The sequence below is a fragment of the Mucilaginibacter sp. PAMC 26640 genome (assembly GCA_001596135.1).
Classification (GTDB): domain Bacteria; phylum Bacteroidota; class Bacteroidia; order Sphingobacteriales; family Sphingobacteriaceae; genus Mucilaginibacter.
The window spans coordinates 4,121,702-4,134,933 of the sequence record CP014773.1 but is presented as its reverse complement, the minus strand read 5'-3'; the positions used below and the strand labels follow the sequence as shown (position 1 = coordinate 4,134,933).

Annotated in this window: 9 protein-coding genes; 1 reads left to right on the top strand and 8 read right to left on the bottom strand. The window is 42.1% G+C overall.

Features of this window, described 5'->3' with window-relative positions:
• Nucleotides 1-9 precede the first annotated feature (9 nt).
• Nucleotides 10-942, bottom strand: a complete 933-nt coding sequence (locus A0256_17935; GenBank protein AMR33162.1) for an epoxyqueuosine reductase — start codon at nucleotides 940-942, stop codon at nucleotides 10-12.
• 212 nt (nucleotides 943-1,154) lie between these two features.
• Between A0256_17935 and A0256_17930 the strand changes: the two genes are divergently transcribed.
• On the top strand, nucleotides 1,155-1,388 hold the full coding sequence (locus tag A0256_17930; protein AMR33161.1) for a hypothetical protein: 234 nt from the start codon (nucleotides 1,155-1,157) through the stop codon (nucleotides 1,386-1,388).
• 279 nt (nucleotides 1,389-1,667) lie between these two features.
• Here A0256_17930 and A0256_17925 read toward each other — a convergent pair whose 3' ends face one another.
• From A0256_17925 to A0256_17895, 7 genes are all read right to left on the bottom strand, one after another.
• Nucleotides 1,668-2,147: a hypothetical protein gene (locus A0256_17925; protein ID AMR33160.1), complete on the bottom strand. Its 480-nt coding sequence runs from the start codon at nucleotides 2,145-2,147 to the stop codon at nucleotides 1,668-1,670.
• A gap of 81 nt (nucleotides 2,148-2,228) precedes the next feature.
• A complete protein-coding gene (locus A0256_17920) occupies nucleotides 2,229-3,137 on the bottom strand; it encodes a polysaccharide deacetylase (protein ID AMR33159.1) in 909 nt (302 codons plus the stop codon).
• 89 nt (nucleotides 3,138-3,226) lie between these two features.
• On the bottom strand, nucleotides 3,227-4,252 hold the full coding sequence (locus A0256_17915) for an oxidoreductase (GenBank protein ID AMR34607.1): 1,026 nt from the start codon (nucleotides 4,250-4,252) through the stop codon (nucleotides 3,227-3,229).
• A 155-nt stretch (nucleotides 4,253-4,407) separates the two neighbouring features.
• Nucleotides 4,408-6,690 carry an alpha-mannosidase gene (locus A0256_17910; GenBank protein ID AMR33158.1) on the bottom strand — a complete coding sequence of 761 codons (2,283 nt, stop codon included), beginning with the start codon at nucleotides 6,688-6,690 and terminating at the stop codon, nucleotides 4,408-4,410.
• Between the two features lie 80 nt (nucleotides 6,691-6,770).
• Nucleotides 6,771-8,267: a hypothetical protein gene (locus A0256_17905; protein AMR33157.1), complete on the bottom strand. Its 1,497-nt coding sequence runs from the start codon at nucleotides 8,265-8,267 to the stop codon at nucleotides 6,771-6,773.
• Between the two features lie 22 nt (nucleotides 8,268-8,289).
• Nucleotides 8,290-11,697 carry a hypothetical protein gene (locus A0256_17900; protein AMR33156.1) on the bottom strand — a complete coding sequence of 1,136 codons (3,408 nt, stop codon included), beginning with the start codon at nucleotides 11,695-11,697 and terminating at the stop codon, nucleotides 8,290-8,292.
• A gap of 250 nt (nucleotides 11,698-11,947) precedes the next feature.
• The gene (locus A0256_17895; protein AMR33155.1) at nucleotides 11,948-13,150 is read right to left on the bottom strand and encodes a hypothetical protein; all 1,203 of its coding nucleotides are present in this window, start codon (nucleotides 13,148-13,150) and stop codon (nucleotides 11,948-11,950) included.
• Nucleotides 13,151-13,232: the final 82 nt, after the last annotated feature.

Genomic DNA, 13,232 nt, shown 5'->3' with positions numbered 1-13,232 from the left:
TGAATCCTTTTAAATTTTTTTCAGAAATTCAATATTCCTCTTCAGCCCATCAAATTTAGTGCGTTTCACCGCCGAGTTTTTAAAAACCTTCTGAAATACATCGGTAGTGATATCTTCCCAATCCTGTTTTTTTAGGCCGGGAAGCTCCGGGTGTGGATGAAATGAGGGCTCGTTATGGATGATGGAGAAGCGGTTCCAGGGGCAAACGTCCTGGCAAATATCGCAGCCAAACATCCAATTATCCATTTTGCCCTTAAATTCTTGCGGTATCTCGTTTTTTAGTTCAATAGTAAGATAAGAAATACATCGGCTGCCGTCTACAATATACGGCCCGACAATGGCGTCGGTAGGGCAGGCATCGATGCATTTTGTACAACTTCCGCAATGGTCAGCAGTGGGTTCAATGTCGCACTCCAGTTCAATATCTACAATAAGCTCTGCCAGGAAAAAAAACGAGCCAACCTTTTTGCTAAGCAAGTTGGAATTTTTCCCGATCCAACCAAGACCTGCTTTTTTTGCCCAGGCTCTGTCAAGCACCGGTGCCGAATCTACAAATGCCCTGCCGCCCACTTCACCAACCTGCCTGTTAATTATATCTAATAATTCTTTTAATTTGCCTTTTATAACCGAATGGTAGTCAGAGCCATAGGCGTACTTTGAGATTTTAGGTGCAGATGGATCTAACTGAACATTCTCATTATAGTAATTAAGGCCAAGCGAGATCACTGATTTGGCACCATCTACTAACAAACGCGGATCAAGGCGCTTATCAAAATAGTTTTCCATGTATTTCATTTCGCCATGCATCCCTTTTTTCAACCAGGTCTCTAACCGTGGCGCTTCTTCTTCCAGGAACTCAGCTTTAGCTATCCCGCAAAAAATAAAGCCTAGGTTTTTTGCCTCAGTCTTTATCAATTGAGAATAGCTAGCGCGATTTGTCATATTGCACAAAGATAGGTTGAATGTGCTAAGAGTTGGCTAGTTTGAAAGATGGAATTACTTTTTATACCAAAATTTGGCAATCAAAATTGAGAATTGTCGTTTAAACGATCTCCCTGATCTATCACCTTCCAATTATTGGTACGGTTTTTTCTATCATCATATTGCCTGCTTAATTGGCGGGACAAACAAATAATAAATTTACAACTACTAAAATGGAAAACAAACCAGAAGGATTTGACAGGGCCAATGGCCAGGGTCAAAATCATGATACCGCAGGAAACGTTGCTAATGTTGGCAATGACATGCTTAAGCAAAACACCGATGATAAGGATAAGGCAAAAGAAATACCAACGGTAACGCCAGATAACGACACACCGGAACTGGAAAATCCGAAACCTCAAAGTGCATCCAATAAAGGACAAGGACCAGCCGGAGAAAACTTATAATGAATATAAAGCCGCTTAAAATTTGTTAAGCGGCTTTTTAATTTTTTATACTTTTGATTTAAGAATAGGTTCCTCATTGAAACGTCGGCGGTATCTTGCCACAAGGCTCTGAGTGATGACCGCTTTCGATGCCACGGCTGCGTTAGCAATAATTGCACCGCCCTGAACTGTAGCCCCGATGACAACTGCAGATGAAAGTAATACTAGATTTTTTATGATATACTGCCCCAGTAAATCAATAATTTAAACTATTGATCCGGTGATTTTAATAGTTATTAACTAATTTCCACTATGGTAAGCGAGCGTATTGATGTAGGTTGCTTCGCTGGCAATTTGGTTTTTATCATTTAGCCTAAAAATGCTGCACTTGCGTACATCGAAACGCACACCGCCGTTAGCCTTGTCTTTCAAACCAATTACGTCGTACTCCACTACCACGGTCGAATCAGTATTGATGGTTTTGTCGACAAGGTATTTTGCATCCGGCGATACATAAAACTCCAGGTGGAAGATCTCATCCGCTCCTTCAGGTCCGTTCGCCGTACCTTTCCAATCACTAGATGTAATGCTTGCTTTTTTTGCATATTGACTTACAACACTTTTAAGGTCATGATCGTTCAAATACCTGAAATGTTCCTGGATCAGCGAATGCGCCTGTTCCTTTTTATCTATAACCGGTTTCTCAGGTTGTTGGTTGCAAGAAATGATGAATAATGAAAAAAATGAGGCAGTAAGGAATGGTTGAAATTTAAAATGCATGGCTAAATATAGTAATTCGATATAAAAAACAAGGCCCTTTTGAAACTCAAAAGGGCCTTGTTGATTAGCAATAACATTAGGTTAGAAACTATTTCTTACACTATTGCTGAAGGTCTTAGTAGTCCAATAACCACTATCCAGGATGCGGCGAACTGTCATTAAAGGGTATTCCGGATCTCGTTTGTCGGCAAGTTGGAAGGCAATTTTAAAGCCTTTTTTTTGTATTTCCGGCAATACCGGCTTTTTCCAAACGCCGAATGGGTAAGCAAAGTAGTTTATTTTTTTTCCGGTGATCTCTTCCAGTTTTTTTGTTGGTTTATCAATCTGCGTAACCCAATCATCAACGGCGCGCTCAGTTACTTTGCCGTTTTTTCCAATTATTTTTAGGGTTGAATTGTGCGAGTATTTGTCAACGCGGTGATGATCCCAGGTGTGGCTGGCAATCACGTTACCATCATCAGATAATTTTTTAACCATTTCGGCTGTCATGTAGTGCGGGCGTCCGAGAGAAACCGTCATCACGAAAAATACACCCTTAAAGCCATATTTCTTCATTTCAGGCGCTGCAATAGTGAATTGATCCAGGTCGGAATCGTCGTACGTAAGCATAATGGGTTTTTTTGGCAAGGCAGCACCCGTTGTTAAATAATTATATAACTGATCAGGGAGGATAGTGTGGTAACCGCTGTCGGACAGCATTTTCAAATGCTCTTTAAAAGCAGCTACCTGCACAATATAATCTTTAGCTCCTTTGGAGTCGGTTGCTTTCCAATCGCGGATCTGGTGGTAACAAACAATCGGCACTTGTTTACGCGCCATTACAGTCGCATTATCAACCGGGCCGGTAGCTAGTTTTACATTGCCCGAAGGTGTTTCAATGTTCGCCGAAGTGCTATCGACGCCTTTTTTTTCTGTTGCTGAGGGTTTGGATTGACAGGATACCATGCCTGCCATAAGTAGTGGTAGTAGGGCAGAAAATTGCTTGAACATATGCAAGGATGAATTATTATAAGTTGAAGCGGCTAAAATAATACAATTAGTCAGGATATATTATTAACTGTAAATAAATACCCGGCAAATTAAAGTACGATGCGTTTGCCCTCCGCTATTGATCTTTTGGCGGCGTCCAGGATTTGCATTACCACCATATTATATTTTAGAGATGACCTGTCATTTATTCCCAGTAGCCGGTTTTTCAATACCAGTTGCAAATAACTTACCGGGTTATCCAAGGGGGCTTCCAGGGTGTTGGTGATATTTGCGGTGTTTGCAACATCATGGATCCGCGTTAGCGTATTGTTTTTATCAAATGCATGCATATAGCCGCTGTCTCCAAAAACTTCCAGGTCTTTAATGGAGAAGGGCCAGTTCCATGACGCTTCTATAATACCGGTTGCGGTTGGATATTCAATAATAATATTAGCATCATCTTCCACTTTGGGGTAAACATTAAGTTTAAAATGGCGGGCCACGGCGGTTACGGCAACCGGTTTTTGGCCATCCATTAACCAGGTCATCAAATCGGCACCGTAGCAACCAAAATCGATGAGCGCTCCACCACCATTTAAATCAGGATCTGTTAACCAGCTTAAAAACTCTTTACTGCAGCCAATTTCTTTAGGCCCCTGGTGCCCATCGTGTACCACCATTTTGCGAATATGGCCTATCGAATCCTTCGCTGCCATATTGTACACATGCTGATAGGACGGATACCAAGTCGTTTCGTAACTGGTAAGCAGTTTTATGTAATATTTCAAGGCTAAAAACTCCATGCGTTTGGCCTGTGCAAGCGTTGCAGCCAACGGCTTTTCTACCATTACACTGATACCTAATGGCGCACAGATCTCTACTACATCTATGTGTTTGGCTACTGCATTGAAACCAAGAACCGCATCAGGTTTCTTGGTGAGTGCCATTTTTTTCAGATCATCGAAAAAGATGGAATCCGGCAGTTTGTATTTTTGCTGGTATTTGGCCCGGAGCTGTTTATCAGCCTCAGCTATACCTACTATGATCACCCTTCCTTCATGATAATCGTTAAGAATGCCGTTAACATGATCATGTGTCAGGCCGGCAATCCCTAATCGCAGGGTGCTTAATGGCATCACCGGCACAAATGGTACAGCTGCCAGTGCCACCGATACAGGAGATGCCGGCTGTTCAGCCGGCACTACCTGGGCAAATGAAATTGATTTAACTGAACCTGATAAGATGAACAGGCACCATAAAATTCTTGAAAATTTTACCATCGGTTCAAATACTATTTTTCAGTTGACAAAGAATATGGGGCATCTTCGGCTTTAATACCACGGCTTTTATTTGGCGTTGCCGACATATTGAAATTTAATACACCACCTTGTAATAAAGATTTGTGGCTAAGCCAGTTAAGATCGTAAGGTTTACCATTTACTTTTAGTGTGGTAACATAGCGATTAGCGGCACTGTTATTTGGCGCATTGATCACAACCTTTTTACCATTCTCAAGTGTAAGTGTTATTTTTTGGAAAAGCGGTGCACCTAAAACGTATTGATCGCTGGCCGGCGTTACCGGATAGAAGCCCATTGCCGAAAAAACATACCAGGCGGATGTTTGCCCGTTATCTTCGTCGCCGCAATAACCATCTGGTGTAGCTTTATATAGTTTATTCATTACATCGCGTACATGCAATTGTGTTTTCCAGGGCTCACCTGCGTAATTGTACAGATAGGGCATGTGCTGGATTGGCTGATTTCCGTGGGCATACTGGCCCATACCCGCAATCTGCATCTCACGGATCTCGTGGATCACCTCACCATAATAGCTATCGTCGAATGTTGGTGGCATAGTCCAAACTGAATCCAGCTTCGTTACGAATTTTTGTTTACCACCCATTAAATTAACTAAGCCGTCGATATCGTGAAAAACACTCCAGGTGTAATGCCAGCTGTTACCTTCGGTAAAAGCATCACCCCATTTTAGTGGATTGAAAGGGCTTTGAAACTGGCCGTCTTTATTCTTTCCGCGCATCAAACCAGTTTGCGGATCAAACAGGTTTTTGTAATTCATGCTGCGTTTTTTATAGATATCAGTTTCAGATGCCGGTCTGCCTAATGCTTTACCCAATTTATAAATGGTAAAATCATCATAGGCATACTCCAATGTGCGGGCTGCGTTTTCGTTGATCTTAACATCATAAGGTACGTAGCCAAGTTTGTTGTAATAATCTACACCATCGCGGCCTGTTGCCGCAGGGCCATCATTGTTGGCACCATGGATCAAAGCGGCGTACAAGGTGTTGATATCGTAACCACGGCCACCTTTTAAATAAGCGCCTGATACTACCGAAGCAGAGTTATTGCCCACCATTACGTCTGAATAGCCCGGGCTGCTCCATTCGGGCAACCAGCCGCCTTCTTTATAATCATTGACTAAGCCGGCCTGCATCTCTTTGTTGATAGATGGATAAACCAAGTCAAGGAAAGGGTATAAAGCACGAAAAGTATCCCAAAATCCTGTACCTGCAAATTTGTAACCGGGTTGAATACTGCCATTTTGTGCGCTGTAATGTACGGGTTGTCCTTTCGCATCTATCTCATACATCTTGTTTGGAAAGAATAACATGCGGTAAAGGCAGGAATAAAAGGTACGTACCTGGTCGGTACTTCCGCCTTCAACCTGTAAGCGGCTAAGTGTTTTGTTCCACGTAGCTTTTGCATTGGCCTTGGTAACATCGAAGCTGTTTTTACCAATTTCCCGCTGTAAACTGATCTCCGCCTGCTCAATACTGATGAATGATGATGCTACTCTTAAATTCACTTTCTCGCCTTTGGCCGTTTTAAAGCCCAACACAGCGCTTACGTGCCTCGCTGTTAATTCATTGCCATCATTCAAAACAGAATCGCTGTAAACCTGCGCCATAGCAATTGGCTTATCAACATAAATTACAAAGTAGTTTTTAAAATTTTTGAGGGGCCCGCGGGCATACTTCGTTGAATAGCCCACAATTTTATTTTCACCACGAATGATTTTGATATAAGAACCTTTGTCAAACGCGTCTATAACAATAAAAGAGCTGTCAGATTTAGGGTAGGTGAAACGAAACTGCGCTGCACGTTCGGTAGGGGTTATTTCGGTAGTTACGTCATGATCTGCCAGATAAACGCTGTAGTAGTACGGCTTGGCTATTTCGGTTTTATGTGAAAACCAGCTTTGACGTTGGTTTTGAGTAACCCGTAATTTGCCGGTAACCGGCATAATAGCAAACTGACCATAATCATTCATCCATGGGGATGGCTGGTGGGTTTGCTTAAAGCCGTTGATCTTGTAAGCATCATAGGTATACTGCCAGCCGTCGCCCATTTTACCGGTTTGCGGTGTCCAGAAATTCATACCCCACGGCAAAGCAATTGCAGGATAGGTGTTGCCATTGCTCAGATCATATTTGGACTGGGTACCCATAAGTGGGTTGATCCACTCAACGGGGTCAGCTACTTTCGTAACGTTTTGCGCAAAAATATTAGCGGTAAATAAAAGAACAGGAATGAGGAGTAGCCTTTTTTTCATTGAATATGTACTTAATAGATATAAAACAGCTGTAAATATAAAAGACTGGCGGTTATTGCCAGTCTTTTATGTTGAATTTGTTACCAACCAGTGTTTTGTTTCAGATTGATGTTAGTATTGATTTCACGCTGCGGAACGGGCCAAAGGTAATACTGATCCTTCATTATAACTCCCTGTTCGTTTGCAGTAGAGGTTGCATCGCCGAAGGTGTTATTCCTCACATCATAAATTTTGTGGGTACGCTGTATATCAAAGTACGCTTTATCTTCATAGGCCAGTTCGTGATAGCGCTCTTTCCAGATAGCTGTTCTAAACTGGTCTTTGGTTAAACCGCTTAAGGCAGGCAGCTTTGCCCGTGCCCTGATTGCATTTAACTGCTGATAAGCCTTATCGGTTGGACCGCCCACTTCATTAGAGGCTTCTGCATAAATCAGCATGGCTTCCGGAAGGCGTAAGAAAGTCCAGTTTTCATCGCTGATACCGCTGCTGGCAGCACTTTCAACATGAAAATATTTGTATAATGCGTGTACTCCGAAAGTAACTGTTACGGCAGGATTGCCGTACTGCGGATAGCTGGAGAAATAAAACTGACGATCCTGAGTACGCAGATCGTTGGCTTCGTAGCTATTGAAAAATGCATCAGTAGGGATCATAGCGCCCAGGTGATCACCATAAGCACCTACCGGAAGGTTAAAAGGTAATATAAGTTGTGGGATCGCATTATCTCTAACACCTACAAGGTACTGACTTTGAAAAATCAATTCACCCTGATTTTTGTGCGCATTATCATGCAGATAATCGTACTTATCAAATAGGGTGTAAGATGGTAACACCAGTTCTGCTGTAGCGGCGGCCTTTGCATAGTTTTCGGTTTTATTTAACGGAAAACCTGCGGTAGTTAAGTACACGCTGGCCAGCAATGTGTTTACGGCTCCAATAGACACCTTTCCGGTTTGATCTGTTGCCGGTAACCCCGAGGCTTGTGCTGCAAGCAGATCGCTCAGGATCAAGTCATAAACGGCTGTTGTAGCCGAGCGGGATGGATAAAGATCCGGGCTATCCACACCAACGGTTTTAGTGATCAGTGGAACATCTCCATACAAACGCACCAAGTGGTAGTAAAAGAAAGCTCTTAAGAAGTAAACTTCGCCTAACAGCTGGTTCTTTTGCGCTTCAGTTATTAAAGGTACGTTTGGAATTTGCTCAATAGCCAGGTTTGCATTGGCGATAGCGTTGTAGCTGCCACGCCAAACAGTTTCAAAACCGGGATTAACGGCATCTGTACGTTGATTTATAACGTTACCATTATTAACACTTTGGCCCAATGAAGTTGCATGGCCGGCAAATAATTCCATAGTGATGAATGGGCTTTCACCGTAGGCATCACCGTTTTGGAAGAAGTAAAGAGACGTGTAAATACCATTCACAAAAGATCGCGCCTGCGAAGGATTCTGAAAATATGTGTTCTTTACGAAGTTGCTCTTATTGTCTTCATCCAGATATTTTTTACAGCTGCTAACAGCAACAGTGAGGATCAATAACAAACCTATTTTGTATTTTTTTAAGTTAAATTTCATAATAATAGCTATTAGCATTTAATTAAAAACTTGCATTTACCCCAATCAAAAACACTCTTGGTTTTGGATAATCAAAAAACTGTATGTTTTGTGCAAAGTTGCTCGATCCGTTATAAGTAGATACTTCAGGATCATAACCAGAGTATTTAGTAATAACAAACAGATTTTGTGCCTGTGCGTACAATCTCAACCGTGTCAGCTTCAATTTAGATACCAGGGTAGGGGCAAAGTTGTAACCCAAAGTTACCGCACGGCCGCGTATAAAATTACCGTTCTCTACTTTTGTAGAATAAATTTCTGTTTGGTAGCGAACATACGCTGGTCTCGTTTCAGCAATGTTGGTATTTTGATTGGTTGGTGTCCAGGCGTTCAAAACAGTAGTATAACTATTGGCTTGTCCCGTACGATCCTGTGCAGAGTGCTGTGTAAGGTTCATGATCTGGTTACCATAATTAAACTGCAACTCTACTCCTAAATCAAAGTTTTTGTAAGCAAAATTATTGGTAAAGGTGCCATATCCAGTCGGAATGGATTTTCCTAAAACTACTTTATCAGCAGATGTAACCCGACCATCACCATTGGTATCCTGAATTTTCAGGTCGCCAGGAAGCAATCCGTAACTTGCCGCTTGCGTGGCTTCAGCCGTGCCCCAGGTGCCTAAAACTTTGTACCCGTAAAAACTACCTGCCGGTAAGCCTACGCGAACCAGGTTGAATTGGGATAAAAATACCGGGTCAAGGAAAATATCATCGTTAGATGAGCCAAGTGCCAAAACTTTATTGCTCAGGAACGAAATGTTGAAATTGCTTGACCAGGAGAAATTTTGGTTCTTAATGTTGATCGTATTGATCGTAAATTCAAGACCCCTGTTCTCCAATTTACCAATGTTTTTAAACACGCTGCTAAAGCCACTGGTTTGCGGTAAGGGGGCATTAAGTAACAATGCCTGCGTTTTCTTCAGATATGCGTCGGCCTCTAAAGTAATGCGGTTATTGAACAAACCGAAAGAGATTCCAAGATCATACTCTGCTGTTTTTTCCCAGCCGAGACCCGGGTTACCAATTGACGTTTGTGTTGTTCCTATAGCCTGTGCACCGTTAAATACGTAATTAGTTGTATTTATGCTGGCAAGCGACGGGTAGTTGCCAATTTCCGAGTTACCGGTAAGTCCATAGCTTGCCCTCAGTTTCAGATCAGAAATTGTTTTATTGTCTTTCAGGAATTCTTCCTGCGATGCACGCCAGGCAAATGCTGCTGAAGGGAAGAATCCAAACTTTTTATCAGAACCGAATCTGGATGAACCGTCAATACGACCCGTAGCTGTTAACAGGTATCGTTCGTTGTAATTATAAACTACACGTCCAAAATAGGACTGAATCTGATACGCTGTAAAGTTTGATGATGGCAGGCCTGGAATTGACCCTGCTCCCAAGTTATAATATTGGTAAAAGTTGTCAGAAAGGTTTCGCGTAGATGCGCCTAAACTTAATTGCTGATAATTAGAACGCTCGGAACCTACAACAACGTTTAATGAATTTTTCTCATTAAGCTTAGTGTTATAGGTAAGGTAATTTTGCCATTGCCAAAAAGTGTTATTGTCTTCACTTATACCGGCATTACTGTAAGACTGATCAGCTGTTGGGCCGCCTACTAATCCGCTTTGCGAATACGGGTAGAAGTTTGAAGCCCGCGTTACACCAATTACAGATTTAAAATCGAGCCCCTTAAAAAACGTGATATTAGCATAACCGTTTCCACTAAATAAACGCAATCTGCGCAATTGCTGTATCTCGGTAGCCTGTGCAACCGGGTTGTCACCGCCTTCAAGGTTAGGGTAATCAGTTCTTTTACCATAAGTGCCATCAGGATACTTGATGGGAATAAATTGCGGCATTTCGATGAGTGTACGTGGTATGTTATTTCCACCGGTTCCGTAATTACCCAATTGTTGATCCTGAGAGTTGTAGTTGATGGTTGTACCTATTTTTAACCATGGTTTAATCTGGTCATCAACGGTTAAACGGGCATTGTACCGTCTTAAACTACTATTTAGAATAATACCCTGGTCATCGGCATAGTTAAGAAACAAGCCATAGTTGATATGGTCAGACCCTCCGGTAACCGAAAGATTGTGATTGTTGCTGTAAGCCGTACGGGTAGTAGCTTTTTGCCAATCTACATCATACAAAGGGTTCAGGTTAGCATCGAACAGCTTACCTATAAGCGCTGTGCGAATTGTTTTTGGGTTTTTGCTTACATAATTGCCAGCTGCCCAGCCCACCGGGTCGTATTTCTGAATGTTTGCATAGGCTTTATCTTCCAGATCTAAAAACTGTTTGGCATTAAGAACAGGAATTTCTTTAGCCATTCGGCTTACGCTAACATAGCTGTCGTAACTTACGGTACTTACCTTGTTTTGCGATCCCCTTTTGGTGGTAATTAAAATTACACCATTTGTACCCCTGGTACCGTAAATTGCGGTAGACGATGCATCTTTTAATACATCGATACTCGCTACATCATTAGGGTTAATCGTATTACCACCCTGTGGCCAAATTACACCATCTACAACATAAAGCGGGTCGGTATTGGAGTTGATGGAACTGTACCCACGGATGCGTACTTTGGTATCACCACCCGGCTCTCCCGAGCTTTGTGAAACGTTTACACCGGCAATTTTTCCCGCTAGTTCTTGCTCCAGGTTAGTTTGCGGCCTTTCCTGCAGTTGTTTGGAACTTACACTCCCAACGGAACCGGTAAGATCCGCTCGTTTTTGCGTACCGTAGCCTACCACCACAACTTCACTAAGTGATTTGGGCGATTCAGCCAACAATACATCCACCGTTTGGCGGTTGCCTACAGGGATTTCCTGAGTAGTATAGCCTATAAAGCTAAAAACAAGAGTGCCATTACCATCCGGAAGGCTTAGTTTATATTTACCGTTAACATCGGTACTTACCCCTATAGTGGTTCCTTTTAATTTGACATTCACGCCTGGTAAGGTTCCTTTTGCATCAGATACTGTACCACTGACTTCAAATGCAGCAATAGCATTAGCGGTATTTCCAGTTTCTTTCTTTTTAACTACAATAGTTTCCTGGAAAATTTTGTAGGTAAGCGGCTGATCCTGAAAAGCTTTATCAAGTGCATCAGTAATACTAACGTTAGACACGTCGATATTGATGGCATTTGCTTTCGATACATCCCGTTTGTCATATAAAAAATGATATCCGGTTTGTTTTTCTATTGCTTTCAGTACCTTCTGAACGGAGGTGTTCTTCTCCTTTATAGACACAACCTGGCTGTAAGTTTTGGCTGCAAGTACATTGGTAATAGCTGCGATTATTAAAATAGCAGTGAGTTTCATAACCAATAGGATTTTGGAAATTTTAGGCCACGCGAAGGGCGCAGCCTTAGAATTAAAATTCATAAGTTTGTTGAGTTTGGGTTAAACAAAAAGTTTCAATTCGTCAATTGCAATGGATGGGGAACCCAGATACATAGCCGGGAAAGTGGGTCGAAACACTTCCCGGTTTTTTTATGCTCTTTCGATGCGCCTTTACTAAATAGTAGGGACAACCGGGTTCGCCTTGCGGGCTAACTTGGTCTTCGTATCATTCTCATCATGTGGTGTTTTTTAGGTGAAATTAATTATTGTATAGTGATGTTCTTTTGGCTCTCTATAATACGATGATATTTTTTCCTTCAATTTTTAAATCTATCCCCGTGTACTTTAACATGTTTAATAATTCTGATGCCTTTACATTTCTGGAGATACGCCCAGTGAACTCCCTGTCTGGAACTTTGCCTTTGTAAACAACATCCACATCATACCAGCGTGACGCCTGGCGCAAAATTTTGTCAACCCCTGCGTCGTTAAACTGAAAGATGCCGTTTTTCCAGGCTGTTTCATCGTCAACATCCACGTCGTCCACTACCTTTGTTTGTCCGCCGGTTTTTATTTGCGCCTGCTGCCCTGGCTTTAGCTTTTTTGAAGACGTTCCGGTTATCACGTTCACAGCACCTTCCAGTAAAGTGGTTTTCATAACACTTTCATCGGTATAATCCATAATGTTAAAATGGGTACCCAATACCTCAATTTCGGCCCGGCTTGTCTTAACCTTAAATGGCATTAGTGGATTTTTAAAAACCTCAAAATATGCTTCACCAGTTATTTCCACATTGCGGGAGTCTCCACTAAAACGAGTTGGGAATTTAAGGGACGAGGCTGAATTGAGCCAAACCTGGGTGCCATCCGGTAGTTTGATCTGATACTGGCCTCCGCGCGGTGTTGTTATCGTATTAATAGCAACCGGCTCATCTGCCTTTCCTGCAATAGAAGCGTTGTAAACTAGCTGGCCATCATTTGTTTTATTTACAACAGTTTCGCCCTGTTTCGCCAGCGTACCATTTTGCGCATTATCCAGCACAATTGTTTTCCCGTTGGTAAGCGTTAACACAGCTTTATTACTACCGGGCAGTGCGTCATGCTGCGGGCGGGAGGCAGGTTTTATGGCATAATGATGTTCAACTGTTTTTGTAAAGAGAAGCTGGTAAACACCAACGCTTAAAAAAAACATGACTACAGCCGCTGCTGCCAATTTTGTCCATAAAATAATTGAACTATTATTTTTTATCTGTTTTGACTTTTGCTGGGCGCTATTTAAAATGGTTTTTAAGATTTGGTCACTTTTAGCAGTATTAAATAAAGATTTGTCAATTTCAAGATTGACCCAACATTCCTGCATTATCCTCCCTAATTCCTCATCGCTTACACACTCCGTCGCTATCAAAGCAAAAAGTTCGTCGCGCTCGGCAGGCGTGGCGATTTTTGCATAGTAGCAATTAAAAAGGTACGTTAACCTTTGCTTTGTGGTATTCATGTATGTTTTAAATAGGTATTGGCAGGGCGGAAGAATTGGAGGTCTTCTTTTACAAGACACCGAATAGATTGAAAAAGGGGGT